The following is a 22,600-nucleotide window of genomic DNA, read 5'->3' as shown; positions in this document are numbered from 1 at the left end:
CGCCGCTGCCGGGGCGCCCCGGCAGCGGCGGCCGGCGCGGACGGCCCGGGCGGCACGCACGGCCCGGGCCCCGGGCGGGTGCCCGGCCGGCGCGCTTTGCCCGCCGTTGACCCGGCGCGGTACAACCTTGCCCGGACGCCGCACCGTGCCCGCGGCGGTCCGGCGTACCGGCCGCGCCCGCCGGGCCGCACCCGCCGTCCCAGTGAGCGGATCCATGCCTGCACTCCGTCGCCTCCTCGCCCTCCCCCGCGCGCTGCGCCACGGTGCCTCCGTCGGGGCCGGCCTCCCGCCCGAGGAGGACCTCGTCCTGGACGCCCCGGCGCCGGGGCTGCGGGACGTGCTCGCCGCGGCCGGCGGCGGGGACCTCCGTCCCGCCGCGGAACTGCTGGCGGACACCCGGCTGGGCGCCCGGTGGGAGCTGCGCAGCGAGTACGCCGCCGGACTGGCCTCCTTCGCCCTGCACCACCCGGGCCGGCTGGACGCCTGGCTGCGGGAGGACCCCGACGATCCCGACGCCCTCCTGGTCAGGGCCGACCTGTGCGTGCACCGGGCCCGGGCGCTGCTCGCCCCGGACCGGGCCGGGCACGCCGCCCGCGAGCGGTCCGAGGCGGCCGCCGCCCTGCTGCGCGACGGTGCCCCGGTGCTGCGGGCCGCAGCCGGGGCCGCACCCTCGGACCCGGTGCCCTGGCGGGTGGCGGTCGACCACGCCGCGGGCCTCCGGGCGCCCCGCGAGGTCTTCGACGCGTACTGGGAGCAGGCCGTCGCCCGGGCCCCGCACCACTACGGCTGCCACGCGGCCGCCCTGCGGTACCTGTGCGGCGCGGGACGGGACGCGCCCGGGGAGGCGTTCGACTTCGCCGAGCGGGCGGCCGAGGACGCGCTGCCCGGCTCGCTGCTGAACTCGCTGCCGCTGACCGCCGCCGTGGAGCACCTCGTGGTCGCCGGGCGGAAGCCGGACGCGGCCGTCACCCCGTCCCGGATCGACGCCGCGATCGACCGCGCCGCGGAGCTGTCCGCCCACTACGGGCCCGGCGACCCGGAGGCGGCCGGATTCCGCAACGAGCTCGCCCTGCTGCTGGCCGTGCGGGAGCGGTGGGAGGAGTCCCTGGAGCAGTTCCGCGCCGTCGGCGTCCACGTGCGCAGCCGCCCCTGGGCCCACCTCGGCGACCCGCTGCGGGAGTTCGCCGGGTTCCGCACGGGGGTGCGGACGCAGGCGGCCTCCCGGGTGCCGTTCTTCGGCGCCCCGCCGTCACCGTCCGCGCGGCACGGCGGCACGGGCGGGGACGCGCGGCCCGGGGCGCGGGGCCGTCCCGGGCCGCGGAAACGCCCCGGGCCGCGGAAACGCTCCGGGGCGCGGGAGGCCGGACAGTGGCAGCCGCACGTCCTGGCGCTGTGCGCCGCCCCGCCCGCGGAGGTGGCGCGGGCCGCCCCGGCGTCCGGCGCCGCGCTGCGCCTGGCCCCGGCGGGGGACGGACGTCTGACGTGGGTGGAGGCGGCGGGCGGCCCGGCGGCGGGCGGGTCCCGGCGGGGCCGGGCCGGCCCGCCGGGCGAGGACCCGCTCACCGCCGCCGCGGAGTCCTTCACCGCCGGGGAGGGATGGCCGGTGCTGGTGCTGCACCGCGACGGCGACCGGGCCGGTGTCGCCCTGGTGCGCGGGGGCGGGCAGCAGGCGTGCCACCGGTGGGACCCGGCGTCGCGGATACCCGACTTCGCCGAGGCGTCACGAACCGCGCGGGCCCTGGCGTCCGCCTTCGGCGTCGAAGACGCCCGGCCGCTCACCGCGGTGCTGCGCAGCAACGGCTTCCCCGCCGCCCGCAGGCAGGAGGAGGCGCTCGCCGCCCTCGGCCTGCCGCCCCCGCCGCAGGAGTACGGGCGGACGGCGCGGACGCTGGAGGACGTCCCCGGGGCGCACCTGCTGCGGGAGCGGCCGGCCCCGGCCGGGCCCGGGGGCGCCGCGGCCGCCGGGGGCGGGCGGGCCCCCGCCCGCCCCACTCGCCCGGCCGGGGCCCGTCCTCCGTCCGCCCGGTGGTGGGCGCCGCGGGCCGCCGCCGCGCTGGTGCTGCTGGCCGCCGCCGGGCACGCCTGGTGGGAGTGGGGCCGGGGCGGGCCGGGCGTCCTGCGCCCGCTGCTGCTGACCGGGGCGGCGCTGTACCTGTCCGGGCGTCCGGCCGGTGCCCTGCTCGGTGCGCGGACCCGGCTCGCGGCCGCCCGGACCGCGCCCCCGGAGGCCGTGCCGCCGGGAGACGCGGGGGCGGACGGCGCCGGGACGGGCGGCCCGGACGGCGTCCCCGGCGCGCGGGCCGGAGACGGGGCCCGGGGCCCGGCGGAGCACGACGCGCCGTAGGCTGTGGTGTCGTGACCACCGCGCGCCTGCCGCTCTTCCCGCTGAACTCGGTGCTGTTCCCGGGTCTCGTGCTGCCTCTGAACGTGTTCGAGGAGCGGTACCGGGCGCTCGTCGCCGACCTGCTGGAACTGCCCGCCGACGCCCCGCGCCGGTTCGGCGTGGTGGGCATCCGCGACGGCCTGGAGACCGGGCCGTCGGGCCCCGGGGTGCCGGACTCCACCGCCACGTCGGGCTTCGGCCCCGACCTGGAGCGCTCGCTGTACTTCACCGGCTGCACGGCGGAGGTCGCCTCCGTGCAGAAGGAGGAGGACGGCCGGTACGAGCTGGTCGCCACCGGCACGACCCGCTTCCGGGTGCTGTCGGTCGACACCACCGGCCCCTACCTGGTCGCCGAGGTCGAGGACCTCCCGGAGGTGCCCGGCGAGGGCGCCGGAGCGCTGGCCTCGGGCGTGCTGCGCACCTTCCGCACCTACCAGAAGCGCCTGGCCGGGGCGCGGGAGCGGACCATCTCCGCCTCCCAGGAGCTGCCCGACGACCCCTCGGTCCTGTCCTACCTCGTCGCGGCCGCGACCGTCGCCGAACTGCCGGTCAAGCAGGCTGCTGGAGGCGCCCGACACGGCCTCCCGGCTGCGCGCCGAGCTGGAAATGCTCAGGCGCGAGGCCGCGGTGATCGGTAGGCTCCCGTCACTGCCGGCCACCGAGCTGACCCGGCGGCCGGTCAGCCCCAACTGACCGGCCGGCCCCGGCCGGCCGACGGGGACACGCACACGGCCCGAGGACACGGAAGAGGCGGTTGGACGCGGTGGGCAAGAAGGACAGGGCCAAGGGCGGCTCCGGAACCCCTGCGACGGTGGCGCTGACCGCGGCCGGCGTCGCCTTCACCGTGCACACCTACGAGCACGACCCGGCCGCCGCCTCCTACGGCGGCGAGGCCGCCGAGGCCATGGGCACCGACCCCGCCCGGATCTTCAAGACCCTGGTCGCCGACGTCGACGGCACGCTGACCGTCGCCGTCGTCCCGGTCAGCGGGTCGCTCGACCTCAAGGCGCTGGCCTCGGCGGTCGGCGGCAAGCGGGCCGCGATGGCCGACCCCGCCGCGGCCGAGCGCACCACCGGCTACGTGCGCGGCGGCATCTCCCCGCTCGGCCAGCGCAAGCGGCTGCGCACGGTGGTCGACGCCACCGCCCTGGAGCACGGGACGGTCTTCGTCTCCGCCGGCCGGCGCGGCATGGAGGTCGAACTGCCCCCGCAGGACCTGGTCCGCCTCACCGGCGCCACCACCGCCCCCGTCGCCCGCCCCTAGGGCCCGCCGGGCCGCACGGCACGGGGCCGGAGGCCGGTACGGGGCCGGAGGCCGCGGGTGCTGCGGCTGACGCGGGTGCTGCGGGTGCTGCGGGTGCTGCGGGTGCTGTCCGCGCGGGGTACCGCCTCAGTGGCGCGGGCCGTCCGGCGCGGGCCAGGAGGCGTGCGGGCCCGCGGGCGGGGGGTGCGGGCCGCCGGACGGGGGCTGGTTGCGGTGGGTCCAGTCCTCGGGCATCGGCTGGAGCGCCCACTCGGGGTCCTCGGGGCCGAATGCCGCGGTGAGGCCCAGGTGGGCGAGCATCGCGACGGACGGCCACACCAGCAGCGCGGCCTCCGCCCTGAGGACCAGGGGCCCTTCGAAGACCTTGCCCTCGCCGGCCGCGCGGGCCAGGGCCACCAGGTCCTGGTCGGGGCCCAGCCACACGCCCAGCTGCCAGGCCAGGACCGATCCGACGAGGCTGCCCGCCGCCAGGCCGAGCACCGCCGCGATCCCGCCGCGGCGCAGCCTCCAGAACACCGCCAGTGCCGCGAGCACCCCCGCGCCCGCGCCCAGCAGCGCGAAGGTGCCGTCCGCCGCGATCGACTCCTCGCCCTCGGAGTTGGCCAGGTAGACGGCCTTGCCGTCGGAGATCATCGGCACCCTCGGGGCCAGCCACAGCCACAGCAGCCCCACGGCCACACCCAGCACGGCGACGGCCGCCGCGACGAGCAGGCCCTGGCGCACCTGCTGCGCAGGGCTCTCGCCGTGCTGCCGGTCGTGCTCGTGCGGGACGTCGTTCGGGGAAAGCGGTGTGGTCACCCCCACATCGTTCCACGTCCGGCGGGCGGGCGGGACGCGCGGGCCGCAGGGGCCGCAGGACGGTCGCCGGGCGGGCCACCGGGCGCGTCCGGCCGGGGCAGGGGTGGGCCCGCGCCCGGCCGGACGGGGCGGGCACGTCCGGCCGGGGCGGCGCACGGGTCAGCGGGGCGGCAGCCCGCCGCGGGCGATCACCTGCGCGTACCAGCGGGCGCTGTCCTTGGGGGTGCGGCGCTGGCTGGCGAAGTCGACGTGGACCATGCCGAAGCGCTTGCTGTAGCCGTAGGCCCACTCGAAGTTGTCCAGCAGCGACCACAGGAAGTAGCCGCGCACGTCGGCGCCGTCGGCGATCGCGCGGTGGACGGCCTCGAGGTGGGCGTCCACGTAGGCGACGCGCTCGGGGTCGTGGACGTCGCCCTCGGGGTCGGCGTAGTCCTCGTACGCCGCGCCGTTCTCGGTGACCATCAGCGCGGTGCCGGGCAGTTCGTCGCGCAGCCGGACCAGGATCTCGTACAGGCCGTCCGCGTCGACCGGCCAGTCCATGGCGGTGCGCGGCCCGGGGGCGGGCAGGAAGCGGACGGCCCCGTCGGCGGCCGGCCAGGGGGACGGCCCGGTGCCGTCCGCTCCCCCGCCGCCGTCCTGCCCGTGGTCGGCGGCGGCGACCACGGTGGGCGAGTAGTAGTTGAGGCCGAGGACGTCGATCGGCCGGCTGATCGCGGCGAGGTCGGCGTCCCGGACGAAGGACCAGTCGGTGAGGGCCGCGGTGTCCTCGATCAGGTCCTGCGGGTAGTGGCCGCGGAAGACCGGGTCGAGGAAGACCCGGTTGGCCAGGGCGTCGATGCGGCGGGCGGCGTCGCGGTCGGCGTCGGATCCGGTCAGGGGGCGGACGGCGGCCAGGTTGAGGGTGAGGGAGACCTCGGCGGCGGGGACGCGGTCGCGCAGCACCTCGACCGCCCGCCCGTGGGCGAGGTTGAGGTGGTGGGCGGCGCGCAGCGCGGCGGCCGGTTCGGTGCGGCCGGGGGCGTGCACGCCGGACGCGTAGCCGAGGAAGGCGCTGCACCAGGGTTCGTTGAGGGTGGTCCAGGTGTGCACCCGGTCGCCGAGCCCGTCGGCGACCAGGGCGGCGTAGTCGGCGAAGCGTTCGGCGGTGTCCCGCTCGGGCCAGCCCCCGCGGTCCTCCAGCTCCTGCGGGAGGTCCCAGTGGTAGAGGGTGGCCACGGGGCGGATGCCGTGCTCGAGCAGTTCGTCCGCCAGGGCGCGGTAGAAGTCCAGGCCCTTGCGGACCGAGGGGCCGCGGCCGGTGGGCTGCACGCGGGGCCAGGAGACGGAGAAGCGGTAGTCGGTCAGGCCGAGGCGGGCCATGAGGGCGACGTCCTCGCGCATGCGGTGGTAGTGGTCGGCGGCGGTGTCCCCGGTGTCGCCGTTGCGCACCGCGCCGGGCCGGCGGCTGAAGGTGTCCCAGATGGAGGGCGTGCGGCCGTCCTCGGAGGCCGCGCCCTCGATCTGGTAGGCGGCGGTGGCCGCGCCCCAGCGGAAGGCCGGCGGGAAGCGCAGGCCCGCGGGCGCGGAGGCGGGTGCGGAGGCGGGGCGGGCGTCGATCGCGGTCATCGGTCGAGGGCTCCCAACGGAGGGCGGGTACGGGGTGGCGAAGGGGCGGCCGGGTCAGCCCTTGACGGCGCCCTGCATGATGCCGCCGACGATCTGCCGGCCGAGGAGGCCGAAGACCAGCAGCACCGGCAGCGTGCCGAGCAGGGTGCCGGCCATGATCACCGACTGGTCGTTGACGTAGCCGCCGCCGAGCTGGCGCAGCGCCACCTGCACGGTGGGCTCCTGCGAGCTCAGGGCGACGATCGGCCAGAAGAAGTCGTTCCAGGAGGCCATGAAGGTCAGCATTCCCAGGACGGCCATCCCGGGGCGGGCGACGGGCACCACGATGCTCCAGAAGATCCGGGCGGTGGAGGCGCCGTCCACCCGGCCCGCCTCGATCAGCTCGTCGGGGAGGGACTGGACGAGGTACTGGCGCATGAAGAAGACGCCGAAGGCGGAGACCAGGCCCGGCAGGATCACCGCCTGCAGCTGGTTCACCCACTGCAGCTCGGCGATCATCATGAACAGCGGGATCACCCCCAGCTGCGGCGGGATCATCATCGTGCCGACGGTGACCGCCAGCAGCGCGCCGCGGCCCCGGAACCTCAGCTTGGCGAAGGCGAAGCCGGCCAGGGTGGAGCACAGCACGGTGCCGACGGTGACCGAGCCGGAGACGATCAGCGAGTTGAGCAGCGCCTTCCCGATGTCGGCCTCCTCCAGCACCGCCCGGATGTTGGGCAGCAGGTTCGGGCCGGGCAGCAGGGAGGGCGGGGTCTGCGCGAGGTCGGCGTTGGAGCGGGTCGCGGCGACGATCGTCCAGTAGAAGGGGAAGGCCGAGAACAGCACGGCGACGATCAGGATCGCGTGGGCCAGGCGGCCGCCGTGGTGCTGGCGGCCCGCGCCGGTGGACCGGGAGGGGCGGGAGGGGCGGCCGGCCGCGGTGTCCTTCGCGGGGGCGCCGCTGCGCGGCGGCGGGGCGAGCACGGTCATCGGGAGGCCTCCTGGAGCTTGCGCCGGCGGGCGAGCGCCGCGTTGACCCCGACCAGCAGGACGATCAGCGAGAACATCACCCAGGCGATGGCGGCGGCCCGGCCCAGGTGGAAGTAGCCCCAGCCCTGCTCGTACATGTACAGGCCCAGGGTCTGGTACTGGTGCGAGATGCCGCCGGTGATCTTCCCCTCGTACAGCAGCGGCTCACCGAACAGCTGGGTGGCGCCGATGGTCGACACGACCACGGTGAACACGATGGTGGGGCGCAGCCCGGGCAGGGTGACGTGGAGGAACTGCTGCCGGCGCGAGGCGCCGTCGATGGCCGCGGCCTCGTACAGCTCGGCGGGGACCGACTGCATGCCGGCCAGGTAGATCAGCGTGTTGTAGCCGGTCCAGCGCCAGATCACGATGGTGGAGACGGCGATCTGCGAACTCCAGGTGCCCGACTGCCAGTCCACGGGGTGGATGCCGGCCAGGCCCAGCACCCAGTTGATCAGGCCGAAGTCGCGGCCGAACAGCTGGGCGAAGACCAGGGTGGCGGCGGCGACCGAGGTCGCGTACGGCAGGAGCATCGCCACCCGGTAGAACGCGCGGGCGCGCAGCCGGTAGTTGAGCAGGTGCGCCAGGCCGAGGGCCATCAGCAGCTGGGGGACGGTGGAGATCACGCCGATGGTGAAGGTGTTGCGCAGGGCGGTCCAGAAGAACTCGTCGCCCAGCAGGGCGGTGTAGTTGTCCAGCCCGCGCCACTCCATCTCGCCCGGGGTCTGCAGTTCGACGCGGTAGAGGGAGACGTAGGCGGTGTAGAGCAGCGGGAAGAGGCCGAAGGCGGCGAACAGGGCGAAGAACGGGGCGACGTAGGCGTAGGGGGTGAGCCGCCGCCGGGCGCGGGCCCGCCGTTCGGCGCGGGTGCGCACGGCCGGCGGCGCGGTGGCGTGGAGGGTCATGGGGTCGGGCCCTTCGGACGGTCGGGGGTGGTGCGGGGCGCGGGGAGGGGAGACCGGGCCCGGAGGGCGGACGTTCCGCCCTCCGGGCCCGGTGTGCGCGGTGCGCGCTGCGGGCGCTGCACGCGGCGCGGGCGGCCGGGTGCCGGCCGGCGCGGCGTCAGCCCAGGACGTTGTCGACGCCCTTGACCGCGTTGTCCCACGCCCTCATCGAGGGAGTGCCCTTCTTCTCCACCTCGCTGAGCGCGTTGGTGAACTGCTGGTGGATGTCGCCGTCGTGGACGCCGAGCACCTGGACAGGGGCCTGCTCGGCCGCGGCGCCGAAGATCTCACCGATGGGCGCGCGGCTGAAGTAGGGGTCCTCGTACTTCCGAACCCTGTCGATGGCCCCGAGGTTGGAGGGGAACAGCCCCTGCTCGGTGAAGAGCTCAGCCTGCTGCTCCTCGGCGGTGAGCCACTTGACCAGCTCGAACGCCTCCTTCGGGTGCTTCGCCCCCTTGGGCACGGAGAGGTACGAGCCTCCCCAGTTCCCCGCGCCCTCGGGCAGCTTCGCCACGTCCCACGTGCCGGCGCCCTTCTCTCCGACCTGGCCCTTGATGTAGCTGAGCATCCAGGAGGGGCAGGGGATGGTGGCGAAGGAGCCGCTGCTGAAGGCCTGGTTCCACTCCGGGGACCACTGGTCGAGTTCGGCGCTGAGTCCGTCCTCCGCCGCGTCGACGGCGGTGTCCCACGCCTTCTTCACGGCCGGGTTGCTGGTGTGGATCAACTCGCCGGAGGAGTCGTAGTACCGCTCCTCCTCCTGCCCGGTCATGATCGAGTAGAGGCTGCCGACGCTGTCGATCCAGCGGCTGCCCTTCGGGGCCTTCTTCTTGTACTGCCGCCCCAGGTCGAGGTAGCCGTCCCAGGTGGACCACTTCTCCGCCAGCTCGTCGCGGTCGGTGGGCAGCCCGGCCTTCTCCAGCAGGTCGCTGCGGTAGCAGAGCGCCTCGGGGCCGACGTCGGTGCCCAGGCCGAGGATGCGGCCGTCCGCGGTGGTGGCGGCGGACCACTTGCCCTCGGCGAAGTCCTTCTCCAGCTTCTTCGCCCCGAAGGCGCCGAGGTCCTCGAACTTGTCCGACTGCCGCTGCACGACCGAGGAGATGCGGCCGACCTCGATGCCCTGGACGTCTGCCAGGCCGCCGCCGCCGGCGAGGCGGGTCTGCAGGGCCTTCCAGTAGTCGGCCTCGTCCTCGGTGTCGGTCTCCTTGATCGTGATCCCGGGGTTGAGCTTCTCGTACTTCTCGTAGAGACCGGCCTGCTTGTAGCCGAACGAGCCGAACAGGTCGACGGTGAGGGTGATCGGCTCCTTCCCGGTGCCGCCGGCGGAGGTCCCCGACGATCCGGATCCGCAGGCGGTGAGCAGTAGCACCCCGGCGAGCAGCACCGCCCCGGTTCGGGCGGCTCTGGCGACGGTCATGGCGGCCTCCATGGCTTCAGTACGGGAACGAACACTCTGAGAGCGCTCTCAAGCAATGCCCAGGAGAGTGCCCTCCCGTCGCCCCGTCGTCAAGAGTCGACGCAGACCCTGGTCTCGGCGCGCCTCGAATCACCCGTTATTTCCCGGATACTGACATTCGAGCTTCCGCGACCTTACGTTCACCTCACGATGAGAGCGCTCTCAGAGGCCGCCGTCGCCGACGCAAAACACCAAGGACCTCGGGCTCCCCGCCCCGAGCTCCCCCGGCGCCTGCCGCATGCAACTGCGCCCGCGCACCGGGCCGGGCGTGCCGGCCCGGGCCGGGCGCACCGGGCCGGGCTTGCCGGGCCAGGCGCCTCAGGCCGAGGCCCTGCGCACCAACCGGGTCGGGATGATCACGGACGACAGCGGGAGGCGCTCCGCCGGGTCGTCCGGCTCCTCCAGGCTGCGCAGCAGCAGCCTGGCCATCAACCGGCCCATCCCCTCGATGTCCTGCCGCACGGTGGTCAGCGGCGGGTCGGTCAGCTCCGCGACCTCGGCCACGTCGTCGAAGCCGACCACCGCGACGTCCTCCGGCACCCGCCTGCCGCGTTCGCGCAGCACGCGCAGGGCCCCGGACGCGGTCAGGTCGGAGGCGGCGAAGACCGCGTCCAGGTCCGGGCACCGGTCCAGCAGTTCCGCCATGGCCCGCTCCCCGCCGCCCGGGGTGAAGTCCCCCTCCACGATCAGCCGGGGATCCGCGTCGATGAGGACGTCCCGGAAGCCGTCGAGCCGGTCGACCGAGGCGACCTGGTCCAGCGGGCCCGCGATATGGGCGATCCTGCGCCGGCCCAGCCCCACCAGGTGCCTGACCGCCTCCCGGGCGCCGCCCCGGTTGTCGGAGTCCACGTACAGCAGGCTGCGGTCCCCGGCCGCGTCCGCCCGCCCCGGGCGCCCCCCGTAGACGGTCGGCATGCCGATGCGCCGGGTGATGGCCGGCAGCGGGTCGTCGTCGTGCAGGGAGAACAGCAGGGCGCCGTCGACGTGCCCGCCGGCCAGGTAGCGGCCGACCCGGTCGTAGTCGCCCGCCTCCTCGACCAGCAGCAGGACCGGCTGGGAGTCGTGGGCGGCCAGTTCCTTGCTGATGCCGCGCAGGTGCCGGGCGAAGAACGGGTCGGAGAAGACCCGGGACCCGGGTTCGGCAATCACCACCCCGACCGCGTCGTTGCGCCGGGTCACCAGGGTCCTGGCCGCCCGGTTGGGGACGTAGCCGAGTTCGTCGACCGCCTTGCGCACCCGCTCCACCAGCGCCGTCCGTACGCCCTGCCCCCCGTTGACCACCCGTGAGGCGGTGGCCCGGGAGACTCCGGCCCGGGCGGCGACGGCTTCCAGTGTGGGCCGGGACACGGCTGTCCGGTCGTGCAACGAGGGGCTCCTTCGCGCGGGCCGCGCGGGCCGCGCGGCGGGGCACGGGACAGCGTATCCCCTGCCCGGACCGAGTGAGAGCGCTCTCACGCCTCTCCGGCCGATCCGGCCGTTCGGGCCGCCCCGATCCGGCCGCCGCGGGCCGGGCCGCCTTCGGTCCGGCCCGCGGCGGGCTACTCCGCGGGGGCGGGGCGTTGGGTTCCGGTGCGGGCGTCGATCTCGCGCCAGAAACCGGCGCGGATCGCGTAGCGGTCGTGCTCGTCGATCTGGTCGTCCTTGTGGGCGAGCAGCCCGAAGCGGGCGGCGTAGCGCAGCAGTTCGCCGTCGATGCGGTGCGGAATGCGCGGGTACTCCTCGGCCGCCAGGTGGGCCAGGACGGCGCGGTCCCCGAGCCGGGCCGCCCAGCGGCGGGCGAAGACCTGACCCACCTCGAAGGGGTCGCCGCTGACCGCGGTGATGTCCTCCTCCCGGTCCGCCCACCGCTGTTCGGCGGTGGTGAGCTGGGCCAGGGTGGGCAGCGCGCCGTCCGTCCCCTCCCCGACGCCCTGGCCCCCGCGCTCGACCCAGCCCCGGTCGGAGGACCAGCGCAGGGTGGCGTTGGGCTGCGGGCCGCCGTTCACCGCGGCGGCGGGCAGCACGGGCCGGCCGGAGGCGAGGCCCGCGAGGTCCTTCGGGGTGGGCACGTGGGCCCTGCCCGCGACGGCGCCCGCGGGCGTGGCGGGCCGGGGGCGCGGCGCGGCGCCGTCCGGGGGCGCGTCCGTTCCGGGGGCCGCGGGCACGCTCGCGGCCGCGGGCGCGGCCGTGGAGCCGGCGGCGGGCTTGCGGGGGCTCGCGGGGGACTCGGGCAGCGGCGCGGAGAGGATCGCCGCGATCTCGGGCCGGGGGGTGGGCGGGACGCACACGCCCGGCAGTTCGCGGGCCTTGACCGCCCGGGTGATCCAGGAGCGGTCCAGGACGCGGCGCTCGTCCGCCTCCGCGACGAGGTCCTCGGACTGGTTGTAGTCGCCGTCCGCGGCCTGGACGGCCCACAGGTGGACGGCGACGCCGTGCTCCTTGGCGGACATCATGCCGGGCAGCAGATCGCCGTCGCCGGTGATCAGGACGATGTCCGCGCAGGCGCGGTTGCGGGCCAGCTCCGACAGTTCGGCGTGCATGGCGGCGTCGACGCCCTTCTGCGCCCACCGGCCGTCGGTGCGGGTGAGGGCGCCGAGCCGGACGGTGACCCGGGGCATCACGCGCAGCCTGCGGTGCTCGGGCTGCGGCACCCGGTCGGGGGCGCCGTCGAACCAGTAGATGCGCAGCAGGGGCTGGCCGGTCTCGGCCTCGGCGCGTTCGCGCAGGCCCTGGATCAGCGCGGTGTGGTCGACGGTGATCCGGGAGCGGGCCGGCTCTCCCGCCAGGAGGCTGGCGGCCGCACCGAGCAGGTATCCGGCGTCCACCAGGACGACGCAGCGGTCCACGTTCCACCCTCTTCCGGATCGCCCCCCGGTACGAATGTCCCCAGAGTCTGCCCGACCCGCCGCGGCTTATGAACCCGAAATCGATCACCGGCGTGGCGAATCGTTCTTCCAGTGTCCGCCACTCGGCCCACGAACGTTTGGAATTCACCCGGAATGCGAACAATTACCGACTGTGTCAGTCTGGTCACGCCACCGTTCGGCATTCCGACAGGAGGAAAGATCGTGGCCAAGAACAACCGTTCCAAGGGCCCCGGCGAGCGCAGGAAGTCCGCCGCGGAGGAGACCCACCGGCAGGCCAGGGAGACCGAGGCGACCGCCCAGGAGCAGACGGCGGTCCTGACCGAGGAGACCGGCCGCAAGCGTCGCCGGAGGTTCGGCCACAACTGACACCGCTGACGCATCTCCCGGGACCGCACCCGCGGCCCGGAGGGGTCGGAGGGGCGCCACCCGCACCGGGCGGCGCCCCTCCCGGCGTTCCCGGGCGGGCCGGCACCCGGCCGGCGAGCGGTCGGGGAAACGGCGGTCCCGGTGAACCTGCGTACCGCTATCAATGTCAGTGGGCCGGGAAGGATCCCTCCCGAAGTCCCGCGCATCAAGATCCTCAAGGGGGAGATCCGTCATGAGCAGTGCCGAGAGCAGCGCGTACGAGGGGTTCACGGCCGAGGAGCGGGCCGCGATGAAGGAGCACGCCCGGGAGCTGAAGGCTGCGGCGCGCCGCAGCTCGCAGGCGGACAAGGCGGCGCAGGCGGAGCGCGACGTGCTCGCGAAGATCGCCGGGATGCAGGACTCGGACCGGGTCATGGCCGAGCGCGTCCACGCCGTGGTCACCGCCTGCGCCCCGGCCCTCGCGCCGAAGCTCTGGTACGGGATGCCCGCCTACGCACGGGACGGCAAGGTCGTCTGCTTCTTCCAGAGCGCGGGGAAGTTCAAGGCGCGCTACGCCACGCTCGGGTTCAACGACCCGGCGAAGCTGGACGAGGGCGCGATGTGGGCGACCGCTTTCGCCCTGACCGAGGTGACGCCCGAGGTGGAGGCGCGGATCGCCGAGCTCGTGAAGCGGGCGGCGGGCTGAGGCGCGCGCCCGGCCGGCGGGGCCGGGCCTGCGGCCTCTGCGCACGCCCGGCGGCCCGGCACTCCCGCTCCCCTCACCCGGCCCGCACGCGGGAGGGGCCCAGCAGTGCCTCCAGGTCGCCGAACAGGGACGGGTCGGCGCTCACCCGGTACCGGTCCAGCCTCAGCACGGTGGTCGACCGCTCCCCTTCCAGCCTGACCCGCACCTCGGTGTTGCCGCGGTGCCGGCCGAGGACGTCGCCGAGCCGGGCCACCAGCGGCGGGGTGACCTCCGGCGACGGGATGGTGATCGTCACCGGCGCGCCCGGGTCCGCGGCGGCCGGGTCTGCAACGCCCGGGTCCGCAACGCCCGGGTCCGCAACGCCCGGGTCCGCGGCGGCCGGATCCGGCACGGTCAGGTCCGGCACAGTCAGCTCCGTCACCACCAGCCGGGGCGCGCCCTCGCGCCTGTCCAACCGCCCCCTCACCAGGACCACCGCGTCCTCGGCCAGTCGGGCGGAGACCAGCCGGTGGACGGCGGGAAGGAACACGCACTCGACGGAACCGGACAGGTCCTCCACGGTGGCGGTGGCCCAGGCGCGGCCCTGCCTGGTCGTCCTGCGCCGCACCCCGGAGACGACGCCACCGACGGTGACGACCGTGCCGTCGGGGTGCTCGCCGCCGGTCAGCTGCGAGATCTCCGTGCCGGCCTTCTCCGCCAGCACGTGCCCGATGCCGGACAGCGGGTGGTCGGAGACGTACAGGCCGAGCATCTCGCGCTCCTGCGCCAGCAGGTACGCCCTGTGCCACTCGGTGCCGGAGAAGCGCACATCCGCGCCGGGGGCCGGGGCGCCGCCGGGCCCCTCCCCGCCGAGGTGGTCGGGGCCGCCGAAGAGGTCGAACTGCCCCTCGGCCTCCCTGTGCTTGACCCGCACCGCGTCGTCGACCATCGGCCCGTACCGCTCGGACAGGCCCTTGCGGGTGTGGCCGAGGCCGTCGAAGCCGCCCGCCTTGATCATCGATTCGATGGTGCGCTTGTTGCAGACCACGGCCTCGACCTTGTCGAGGAAGTCGGGGAAGTCGGAGTACTTCCCCTTCTCCTTGCGGCACTTGACGATGGAGTCGACGACGTTGGCGCCGACGTTGCGCACCGCGGTCAGGCCGAAGACGATCGTGTCGTCGCCGCGCGGCGTGAAGTCGGCCCCGGACTCGTTGACGTCCGGGGGGAGGACCTTGATGCCCATGCGGCGGCACTCGTTGAGGTAGAGCGCCATCTTGTCCTTGTCGTCCTTGACCGAGGTCAGGAGCGCGGCCATGTACTCGGCCGGGTAGTTGGCCTTGAGGTAGGCGGTCCAGTACGACACCAGGCCGTACGCGGCCGAGTGGGCCTTGTTGAAGGCGTAGCCGGCGAAGGGCACCAGCACGTCCCACACGGCCCGGATCGCCTCGTCGGAGTAGCCCTTCTCCCGCGCGCCCCGCCGGAAGTCGGTGAACTCGGCTTCCAGGACCGCCTTGTCCTTCTTGCCCATCGCGCGGCGCAGCAGGTCGGCCTGGCCGAGGGTGTAGCCGGCCAGCACCTGCGCGGCTTTTTGCACCTGCTCCTGGTAGACGATCAGGCCGTAGGTGACGTCGAGGACCTCGCGCAGCGGTTCCTCGAGTTCGGGGTGGATCGGGGTGATCTCCTGCCGGCCGTTCTTGCGCAGGGCGTAGTTGATGTGGGAGTTCATGCCCATCGGCCCGGGCCGGTACAGGGCCGAGACGGCGGAGATGTCCTCGAAGTTGTCGGGCTTCATCATGCGCAGCAGTGAGCGCATCGAGCCGCCGTCGAACTGGAAGACGCCCAGGGTGTCGCCGCGGGCGAGGAGGGCGTAGGTGGCCGGGTCGTCCAGGGGCAGGGAGAGCAGCTCCAGGCCGACGCCCCTGTTGACCCTGATCAGCCTGACCGCGTCGTCCATGATCGTCAGGTTGCGCAGGCCGAGGAAGTCCATCTTCAGCAGGCCCAGCGACTCGCAGCCGGAGTAGTCCCACTGGGTGACGACGGCGCCGTCGGTGTGGCGGACCCAGACGGGGACGTGGTCGGTGATCGGCTCGCTGGACATGATGACGCCGGCCGCGTGCACGCCCATCTGCCGCACCAGGCCCTCGACGCCGCGCGCGGTGTCGATCACCCTCCGCACGTCCGGGTCGTTCTCGTACATCGCCCGGACCTCGGCGGCCTCGCCGTGGCGCGGGTGCTCGGGGTCGGTGATGCCGGACAGCGGGATGCCCTTGCCCATCACGTCCGCGGGCATGGCCTTGGTGATCCGGTCGCCCATGGCGAACGGGTAGCCCAGCACCCGCGCGGAGTCCTTGATCGCGGCCTTGGCCTTGATGGTGCCGTAGGTGGCGATCTGCGCCACCTTGTCGGAGCCGTACTTCTCGGTGACGTACCGGATGACCTCGCCGCGCCTGCGCTCGTCGAAGTCGATGTCGACATCGGGCATGGACACGCGCTCGGGGTTGAGGAACCGCTCGAAGATCAGGCCGTGCGGGACGGGGTCCAGGTCGGTGATGCCCATGGCGTAGGCGACGATCGAACCGGCCGCCGAGCCGCGGCCCGGGCCGACGGCGATGCCGTTGTTCTTCGCCCACACGACGAAGTCGGCGACCACGAGGAAGTAGCCGGGGAACCCCGTCCGGATGATGGTGTCCGTCTCGTACTCGGCCCGGCGGCGGTGCTCGTCGTCGGTCCCGCCGGGGAAGCGGCGGGCCATGCCGCGCGCCACCTCCTCCCGGAACCAGGTGACCTCGGTGTACCCCTCGGGCACGGGGAACCGCGGCATCAGGTCGCGCTTCTCGAACCAGCCGGTGGTGTCCACCCGTCCGGCGACCAGCCGGGTGTTGGCGCATCCCTGCTGCCAGGCGTCGGAGGAGTCGATCGCGTACATCTCGGCAGCCGACTTCAGGTGGTAGCCGGAGCCGTCGAACCTGAACCGGTCCGGGTCGGAGAGGCGGGAGCCGGTCTGGATGCACAGCAGAGTGTCGTGGGCCGCCGACTCGTGCGGGTAGGTGTAGTGGCTGTCGTTGGTGACCAGCGGCGGGATGCCGAGCCTCCTGGAGATCTCCAGCAGGCCGTCGCGGACCCGGCGCTCGACCTCGGCGCCGTGGTCCATCAGCTCCACGAAGTAGCGGTCCCTGCCGAAGATGTCCCGGTAGTCGGCCGCGGCCGCCAGGGCCTCGTCGAACTGCCCCAGCCGCAGCCTGGTCTGCACCTCTCCCGAGGGGCAGCCCGTGGACGCCGTCAGGCCCCGGGAGTGCGCGGCGAGGGTTTCCTTGTCCGTGCGCGGCCACTTGGCCAGCCGGCCCTCGGTGCAGGCGTCGGAGGAGATCTCGAACAGGTGGTGCAGGCCCGTCCTGTCCTCCGCCCAGATCGTCATGTGCGTGCAGGCGCCGGAGCCGGAGACGTCGTCGCGCTTCTGGTGCGGGGCGCCCCACAGGGTCCGGCGCTTGTCGCGGCGCGACCCGGGGGCCACGTACGCCTCGATGCCGACGACCGGGGTGATGCCGGCGGCCGTGGCCTGCCGGTAGAAGTCGTGGGCGCCGTGCAGGTTGCCGTGGTCGGTCATGGCCAGGTGCGTCATGCCGTGCTCCGTGCACGCGGCGAACAGGTCCTCCAACCGCGCCGCACCGTCCAGCAGGGAGTACTGGGTGTGCACGTGCAGGTGGGTGAAGGGCTGCTCGTCCACGGCGCGGGACCTCCTGCGGACGGACCGACGGCAGGGATTCTTCCGGCACGGGGGTCGACGTCCCGGCGGATCGCCGCCGGCGGCCCGCGCGGGGCGAGGACACCACTGCCGACCAGCATTCCACCCGCCTGTGACACTCCGCACGGCGAGCGGCGGGGGGCTGATCCCCGGCCGTGTCGGGGCCCGGTTCCGCGCTCCCGCCGGACCCTTTAGCGGATCCCTACACCCGGCCGTGGCACACTCTGGCTCCATGGACAGGACGTGGGCCTCGGCGCCACCGGCGAGGGCGCTGCGCGCGGCGCTCTTCGCCGGGCTGTGCACGACCCTGTCCGTGGCCTCGAACGTGTTCCTGTCCGGGATGCCGCTGCCGCTGCCGGCCGTCGCCGCGGCGGCCGCCGCGGTGTTCGCCGTGGCGTACGCGCTGGCCGGGCGCGAGCGCCGCTTCCGGCAGATCGCGGCCCTGCTCGTGCCGCTGGAGCTGGCCGTGGACACGGTGTTCACCACCGGCCGGGACAGCTGCTACGGGCCCGCCGGGGGGCCGGTCACCGGCCCCTGGAGGTCGGTGAGCGCGGCCTGGCTGTGCGACAGCGGTGACGTGGGGGCCTCCCTGGCGGCCGTTCCCGGCACGGTGTCCCCGGTGGCCGGCGCCTCCGCCGCCGTCGGCGCGGGAGGGCACGCGGCCCCGTGGCTGCTGCTCGCCGTGCACGTCGCCGTCGGGCTGGCCGCCTCCGCCTGGCTGCGGCACGGCGAGGCCGCCCTGCACAGGGCCGTGCGGTCCGCCGTCGCCCTCGCCCGCCGGTCGCTGTTCCCGCTGCCGGCCCGGCCCGTCGCGGTGCCGGACGCCGTGCCGCAGCCGTGGTGCGGGCGGGCCCCGGAGGCCGGGCCCCGCCGGCTGCCGCTGGTCCATTCCGTCGGGCGGCGGGGGCCGCCGCGGGACGCGGTCCCCGCATTCGCGTAGCCGCGCGCCACCGCCGCGGCCGGCCCGCCCGTGCTCCGTGCCCGGGCCGCACGCCGGCCGGAACCCGTGCGGTCCGCGCGCCGCCCCTCCCCCGCCACCGCACGACGGAAAGACGTGGACAACACCATGAGCTCCAGGAACAACTGGGAGAACAAGCAGTCGGCCCGCGAGCGCATGCGCATCGAGCGCGAGCGCCAGGCCAAGCGCGACAGGACGCGCCGCCAGCTCCTCGCCGGCGGCGCCGTCGTCGCCGTGCTGGCGGTAGCCGGCGGCGTCGGCGTGGCCGTGGCCTCCATGGGCGAGGACGACCGGCCGCTGGTCGTGCCCGCCAACGCCACCGGCGAGAACGGCACGACGGTGGTCTACGGCGACAAGAAGGCCAAGAACACCGTCGACGTCTACGAGGACATGCGCTGCCCGTTCTGCGCCCAGTTCGAGCAGGCCAACGGCGAGACCCTGACGAAGCTGGCCGACGACAAGTCCCTGAGCCTGAAGGTCGAGTACAACTTCGGCACCTTCATCGACAGCAACGCCGGCGGCGAGGGCTCCACGAACGCCCTCACCGCGCTCGGCGCGGCGCTGAACGAGTCCACCGACGCTTTCGTCGCCTACCACCAGGTGCTGTTCGAGAACCACCCGGAGGAGACCGACGACAAGTACGGCGACGACGCGTACCTGGTGGAGCTGGCGCAGAAGGTGCCCGCGCTCAAGGGCAACAAGGACTTCGAGAAGGCCGTGAAGGACGGCACCTACGAGGCGTGGGCGGCGAAGGTCAGCGAGAAGTTCAACGAGAACGACATCTCCGGCACCCCGACGGTCGAGGTCAACGGGGAGAAGATCGAGGTCCTCGGCAGCACCGGCCCCGTCGGCCCCGAGGAGTTCACCAAGCAGGTGAAGGACCGGCTGAAGGGCTGACCGGCACGGTGCGGGGTGCGCCGGGCGGGGCCCGTCCGGCGCACCCCGCACCCCTGCCCCTCCGGTCCGGGGCCGGGCCGGGGCCGAGGAGTACCGGAGACGTCGGGCGGGCGGCGCAAGAGTGTCCGATCGGCCAACTCCCTTTTGTTGTATGTCCGTTCGGATTACCCGGCGGTAGCATCTGCCGCCGTGACCGAGACCGCATCCGCAACCCCGCCCTCGTCCCCCGCCCCCGACGCCGCCCGGCACACCCCCGCCCGGCGCTCCGTCGTCAAGGCCGCCGCGGCGGGCGCCGCCCTCGTCCCCCTCGCCGCCGCCCGCCCCGCGAGCGCCGCCGGCGCGGCCCCCGCGAACGCCGCGGCCGCCGCCTTCCTGCACGGCGTCGCCTCCGGCGACCCGCTGCCCGACGGCGTCCTGCTGTGGACCCGCGTGACCCCCTCCCCGGAGGCCGTCCCCGGCTCGGGCCTCGGCCCGGCCGTCCAGGTGACCTGGACCGTCGCCGAGGACAGGAACTTCGCCCGCGTCGTCGCCGCCGGCACCGTCACCGCCGACGCCTCCGGCGACCACACCGTCAAGGCCGACGTGCGCGGCCTGCGCCCGGCCACCGACTACTGGTTCCGCTTCACCGCCGACGGCGCCGTCTCCCCCGCCGGGCGCGCCCGCACCGCGCCCGCGCACGACACCGCCGTGGACTCGCTGCGCCTGGGCGTCGTCTCCTGCTCCAACTACGAGGCCGGCTACTTCTCCTCCTACCGCCACCTGGCCGCCCGCACCGACCTGGACGCGGTCCTGCACCTGGGCGACTACATCTACGAGTACGCCAGTGGCGACTACGCGGGCCGCGGGAAGGTCCTGCGCCCGCACGTGCCCTCCCACGAGATCACCACCCTGGCCGACTACCGCGCCCGCCACGGCCGCTACAAGACCGACCCCGACCTGCAGGCGATGCACGCCGCCGTCCCCGTGATCGCCATGTGGGACGACCACGAGTTCGCCAACGACGCATGGTCCGGCGGTGCGCAGAACCACCAGCCGGACACCGAGGGCGACTGGGCGGCCCGGGTCTCCGCCGCCAAGCAGGCGTACTTCGAGTGGATGCCGGTCCGCCCCTCGGTCGCCGGCACCACCTACCGCAGCCTGCGCTTCGGCCGCCTGGCCGACCTGTCCCTGCTGGACCTGCGCTCCTTCCGGTCCCAGCAGTCCACGATCGGCAACGGCGACGTCGACGACCCGGACCGCACAATCACCGGGCGGGCCCAGCTGGACTGGCTCAAGAAGGGCCTCTCCGCCTCGGACGCCGCCTGGCGGCTGGTCGGCACCTCGGTGATGATCTCCCCCGTGGCCTTCGGCTCCGTCCCCGCCCACCTCCTGGGTCCGCTGGCCGAGCTGCTGGGCGTGCCGAAGGAGGGCCTGGCGGTCAACGTCGACCAGTGGGACGGCTACACCGACGACCGCCGGGAGCTGCTGACCCACCTGCGGGACAACGCCGTGCGCAACACGGTCTTCCTCACCGGCGACATCCACATGGCCTGGGCCAACGAGGTCCCGGTCAAGGCCGCCACCTACCCCGGCACCCCGCCGGTGGCGACCGAGTTCGTGGTCACCTCCGTCACCTCCGACAACCTCGACGACATCCTGCGGGTCGCCCCGCGGACCGTCTCCCTGGTCGCCGAGAGCGCCGTGAAGAGCGCCAACCGGCACGTGAAGTACATCGACATGGACCGCCACGGCTTCGGCGTCCTGGACGTCACCGCCGAGCGCGCGCAGATGGACTACTACGTGCTCGCCGACCGCTCCGACCCGGCCTCCGCCGCCTCCTGGTCCCGCGGCTACCGCACCCTCGCCGGCACCCAGCAGGTCGAGCGGGCCGACGCCCCGGCGCGCTGAGCCCTCCCGGGCACTCGGACGCCCGGTCCCGCGTTCATCCGTCGATGAACGAGAAGACGACGCGGGGCCGGGCGCGCGGGGGCAGGCGCCGAATACCCCTCACCGTGAAGTGGCTCGCCCCCCTGGCCGCTCTCGGCCTGCTCGCCCTGTGGATCCCCACGACCGACGCCTGGGTGGCCGTGCGCGCCCAGATGCGCGCGGCGAGCTGGGAGAAGGAGGAGCCCCGCGGCCCGGACAACATCACCCCGCGCATGGAGGCCGTCCGCGACGCGGTGAAGAAGGAGTTCGGCATCAAGGGGGACCTGGGCTGCTACCGCGAGGACGGCGGCATAGCGGGCGGCGGCGAGCACCCGCTGGGCCGCGCCTGCGACGTCATGCTGGTCGACGCCGGCAGGAAGGCCACCGGCGAGGACCTCGAACTGGGCCGGCGGATCGTGGCGTGGGTGCGGGAGAACGCCGACGAGTACGGCATCTGGTACGTGATCCACGAGCAGCGGATCTGGTCCAGCCGCTGGCCCCTGAAGGGCAACGCCCCCATGGAGGACCGCGGCTCGAACACCCTCAACCACTACGACCACGTGCACATATCCGTCTACTGACCGCCTCGCCCCCGCCCGGCGGGGCCGGGCGGGGGCGAGGCGGGGGGCGGGGCGCTCAGTCCTCGCGGAGGACCTGGTCCAGGAAGACGCCGAGGTTGGACAGCATGCGGTCGACCTGCTCCTCCTGGGAGAGCGTCTCCCGGTAGCGGGCGCCCAGGCCCGAGACCCGCTTGCCCCGCACGTACAGCGGGCAGGCGAGGTCGGCGCACAGGTAGACGCCGACGGTGTTCCCCTGCCGGCCGGCCGCGCCGACCCTGCGCGCGCTGAACAGGGCGACCCCGGAACCGGGGTGGCCGGTCAGGCAGACCGAGCAGACCGTGCTCTTGGTGAAGCTCCTGCGGATCCCCTGCGTCGCCCGCAGCGCGACGCCGACGAGCCGGCCCTCCCGCTCGGCGACGAGGTAGCCGCGGTCCGGCGCGCCCGGGTCCCGCCAGCCGAGGAAGTCCAGGTCGCCCCAGGGGAGTTCGTCCAGCCCCCGGGGCAGGCCGAGCCTGCGCGCCTCGCCCTTGGAGCAGTTGACGAAGGATCCCCGTATGTCGTTCTCGCCGATCGGTCTCACGGTCCTGGAAGCTAACACCCGGGCGGAACGGCGTCACCCGGTTATTGCGGCGGCCGGGCGCGGCACCGCGCGGACGCGGGGCCGGGGCGGTACCGCCGGGAACCGGAGCGGTTGCGTCCGTCGCCGTGCGGCCGCTACGAAGGAGCGTCCGGGAACGAGGGGAAGAGGGATTCGATGGCACTCGGCTGGAAGCTCGTGATCGACGCGGCGGACCCGCACCGGCAGGCCGCCTTCTGGGCCGAGGCGCTCGGCTACGACGTCGAGGACAACAGCGCGCTGATCGAACGGCTGCGCGACCTCGGCGCGGTCGGGGACGAGCTGGTGACCACCGTGGACGGCCGGCCCGCCTGGCGGGACCTGGCCGCCGCCCGGCACCCGGAGGACCCCTTCGACCCCGGGAGCGGCACCGGTCTGGGCCGCCGGCTGCTCTTCCAGCGGGTCCCGGAGGCGAAGACGTCCAAGAACCGCCTGCACATCGACGTCCACGCCGGCCCGGGGCGCCGGGAGGCGGAGACCGCCCGGCTGGGGTCGCTCGGCGCGTCGGTCCTGCGCGAGGTGGACGAACCGGGCGGACGGTGGACGGTCATGGCCGACCCCGAGGGCAACGAGTTCTGCGTCTCCTGACAC

At 74.5% G+C, this 22,600-nt stretch carries 18 protein-coding genes and 1 pseudogene; 10 read left to right on the top strand and 9 right to left on the bottom strand.

Going from position 1 to position 22,600, the window contains the following annotated elements:
• Positions 1–214 precede the first annotated feature (214 nt).
• The 3 genes and pseudogenes from GQS52_RS21155 (at position 215) to ybaK (ending at position 3,647) form a co-directional block, all read left to right on the top strand.
• The gene (locus GQS52_RS21155; protein WP_182314923.1) at positions 215–2,344 is read left to right on the top strand and encodes a hypothetical protein; all 2,130 of its coding nucleotides are present in this window, start codon (positions 215–217) and stop codon (positions 2,342–2,344) included.
• Positions 2,345–2,355: 11 nt separating this feature from the next.
• A pseudogene (locus tag GQS52_RS21150) lies at positions 2,356–3,076 on the top strand (LON peptidase substrate-binding domain-containing protein).
• Between the two features lie 70 nt (positions 3,077–3,146).
• Entirely contained in the window at positions 3,147–3,647 is a 501-nt protein-coding gene (ybaK, locus tag GQS52_RS21145) for a Cys-tRNA(Pro) deacylase (RefSeq protein ID WP_182316617.1), read from the top strand.
• Positions 3,648–3,773: 126 nt separating this feature from the next.
• Here the strand turns inward: ybaK and GQS52_RS21140 are convergent, their stop codons facing one another.
• From GQS52_RS21140 to GQS52_RS21110, 7 genes are all read right to left on the bottom strand, one after another.
• Positions 3,774–4,445 (bottom strand): hypothetical protein, encoded by a 672-nt coding sequence (locus GQS52_RS21140; RefSeq protein WP_182314922.1) that lies wholly within the window; start codon positions 4,443–4,445, stop codon positions 3,774–3,776.
• Between the two features lie 159 nt (positions 4,446–4,604).
• Positions 4,605–6,050: a GH1 family beta-glucosidase gene (locus tag GQS52_RS21135; RefSeq protein ID WP_182314921.1), complete on the bottom strand. Its 1,446-nt coding sequence runs from the start codon at positions 6,048–6,050 to the stop codon at positions 4,605–4,607.
• Positions 6,051–6,104: 54 nt separating this feature from the next.
• On the bottom strand, positions 6,105–7,019 hold the full coding sequence (locus GQS52_RS21130; RefSeq protein ID WP_182314920.1) for a carbohydrate ABC transporter permease: 915 nt from the start codon (positions 7,017–7,019) through the stop codon (positions 6,105–6,107).
• On the bottom strand, positions 7,016–7,963 hold the full coding sequence (locus tag GQS52_RS21125; RefSeq protein WP_182314919.1) for a sugar ABC transporter permease: 948 nt from the start codon (positions 7,961–7,963) through the stop codon (positions 7,016–7,018). Before GQS52_RS21125 ends, GQS52_RS21130 begins: the two co-directional genes overlap by 4 nt.
• Before the next feature lie 157 nt (positions 7,964–8,120).
• Positions 8,121–9,416 (bottom strand): extracellular solute-binding protein, encoded by a 1,296-nt coding sequence (locus tag GQS52_RS21120; RefSeq protein ID WP_182314918.1) that lies wholly within the window; start codon positions 9,414–9,416, stop codon positions 8,121–8,123.
• A 357-nt stretch (positions 9,417–9,773) separates the two neighbouring features.
• The gene (locus GQS52_RS21115) at positions 9,774–10,820 is read right to left on the bottom strand and encodes a LacI family DNA-binding transcriptional regulator (RefSeq protein ID WP_182314917.1); all 1,047 of its coding nucleotides are present in this window, start codon (positions 10,818–10,820) and stop codon (positions 9,774–9,776) included.
• A 173-nt stretch (positions 10,821–10,993) separates the two neighbouring features.
• Positions 10,994–12,280, bottom strand: a complete 1,287-nt coding sequence (locus GQS52_RS21110; protein ID WP_182314916.1) for an NYN domain-containing protein — start codon at positions 12,278–12,280, stop codon at positions 10,994–10,996.
• Positions 12,281–12,502: 222 nt separating this feature from the next.
• On the opposite strand from GQS52_RS21110, the gene GQS52_RS21105 reads away from it, so the two are divergent.
• Entirely contained in the window at positions 12,503–12,667 is a 165-nt protein-coding gene (locus GQS52_RS21105) for a hypothetical protein (RefSeq protein ID WP_182314915.1), read from the top strand.
• 232 nt (positions 12,668–12,899) lie between these two features.
• Positions 12,900–13,352: a DUF1801 domain-containing protein gene (locus GQS52_RS21100; protein WP_182314914.1), complete on the top strand. Its 453-nt coding sequence runs from the start codon at positions 12,900–12,902 to the stop codon at positions 13,350–13,352.
• Between the two features lie 73 nt (positions 13,353–13,425).
• Here the strand turns inward: GQS52_RS21100 and dnaE are convergent, their stop codons facing one another.
• Entirely contained in the window at positions 13,426–17,055 is a 3,630-nt protein-coding gene (gene dnaE / locus GQS52_RS21095; RefSeq protein WP_182314913.1) for a DNA polymerase III subunit alpha, read from the bottom strand.
• Between the two features lie 250 nt (positions 17,056–17,305).
• Between dnaE and GQS52_RS21090 the strand changes: the two genes are divergently transcribed.
• The 4 genes from GQS52_RS21090 to GQS52_RS21075 all read left to right on the top strand — a co-directional run bounded on the left by GQS52_RS21090 (position 17,306) and on the right by GQS52_RS21075 (position 21,414).
• Positions 17,306–18,013 (top strand): hypothetical protein, encoded by a 708-nt coding sequence (locus GQS52_RS21090; protein WP_182314912.1) that lies wholly within the window; start codon positions 17,306–17,308, stop codon positions 18,011–18,013.
• 126 nt (positions 18,014–18,139) lie between these two features.
• The gene (locus GQS52_RS21085; RefSeq protein WP_182314911.1) at positions 18,140–18,928 is read left to right on the top strand and encodes a thioredoxin domain-containing protein; all 789 of its coding nucleotides are present in this window, start codon (positions 18,140–18,142) and stop codon (positions 18,926–18,928) included.
• 189 nt (positions 18,929–19,117) lie between these two features.
• Positions 19,118–20,815, top strand: a complete 1,698-nt coding sequence (locus GQS52_RS21080) for an alkaline phosphatase D family protein (RefSeq protein ID WP_182314910.1) — start codon at positions 19,118–19,120, stop codon at positions 20,813–20,815.
• Between the two features lie 44 nt (positions 20,816–20,859).
• Positions 20,860–21,414 carry a hypothetical protein gene (locus GQS52_RS21075; RefSeq protein WP_182314909.1) on the top strand — a complete coding sequence of 185 codons (555 nt, stop codon included), beginning with the start codon at positions 20,860–20,862 and terminating at the stop codon, positions 21,412–21,414.
• A 55-nt stretch (positions 21,415–21,469) separates the two neighbouring features.
• Here GQS52_RS21075 and GQS52_RS21070 read toward each other — a convergent pair whose 3' ends face one another.
• A complete protein-coding gene (locus GQS52_RS21070) occupies positions 21,470–21,973 on the bottom strand; it encodes an FBP domain-containing protein (protein ID WP_182314908.1) in 504 nt (167 codons plus the stop codon).
• 174 nt (positions 21,974–22,147) lie between these two features.
• Here GQS52_RS21070 and GQS52_RS21065 point away from each other — a divergent pair, with 174 nt between their 5' ends.
• Positions 22,148–22,597 (top strand): VOC family protein, encoded by a 450-nt coding sequence (locus GQS52_RS21065; protein ID WP_182314907.1) that lies wholly within the window; start codon positions 22,148–22,150, stop codon positions 22,595–22,597.
• The last annotated feature ends 3 nt before the right edge of the window (positions 22,598–22,600 follow it).

Origin of the sequence: Streptomyces sp. SCUT-3, from assembly GCF_014083985.1 — a bacterium.
GTDB classification, from domain to species: Bacteria; Actinomycetota; Actinomycetes; order Streptomycetales; family Streptomycetaceae; genus Streptomyces_H; species Streptomyces_H thermolineatus.
Note: the sequence above shows the minus strand (reverse complement) of the source record. Positions and strands in the feature narration are given on the sequence as shown.

Coding starts and splice junctions, on each gene's coding strand:
- GQS52_RS21135 (WP_182314921.1), bottom strand. CDS start 6,050: ATGACCGCGATCGACGCCCGCCCCGCCTCCGCACCCGCCTCCGCGCCC.
- GQS52_RS21130 (WP_182314920.1), bottom strand. CDS start 7,019: ATGACCGTGCTCGCCCCGCCGCCGCGCAGCGGCGCCCCCGCGAAGGAC.
- GQS52_RS21090 (WP_182314912.1), top strand. CDS start 17,306: ATGGACAGGACGTGGGCCTCGGCGCCACCGGCGAGGGCGCTGCGCGCG.
- GQS52_RS21125 (WP_182314919.1), bottom strand. CDS start 7,963: ATGACCCTCCACGCCACCGCGCCGCCGGCCGTGCGCACCCGCGCCGAA.
- GQS52_RS21120 (WP_182314918.1), bottom strand. CDS start 9,416: ATGACCGTCGCCAGAGCCGCCCGAACCGGGGCGGTGCTGCTCGCCGGG.
- GQS52_RS21085 (WP_182314911.1), top strand. CDS start 18,140: ATGAGCTCCAGGAACAACTGGGAGAACAAGCAGTCGGCCCGCGAGCGC.
- GQS52_RS21100 (WP_182314914.1), top strand. CDS start 12,900: ATGAGCAGTGCCGAGAGCAGCGCGTACGAGGGGTTCACGGCCGAGGAG.
- GQS52_RS21155 (WP_182314923.1), top strand. CDS start 215: ATGCCTGCACTCCGTCGCCTCCTCGCCCTCCCCCGCGCGCTGCGCCAC.
- GQS52_RS21065 (WP_182314907.1), top strand. CDS start 22,148: ATGGCACTCGGCTGGAAGCTCGTGATCGACGCGGCGGACCCGCACCGG.
- GQS52_RS21075 (WP_182314909.1), top strand. CDS start 20,860: ATGAACGAGAAGACGACGCGGGGCCGGGCGCGCGGGGGCAGGCGCCGA.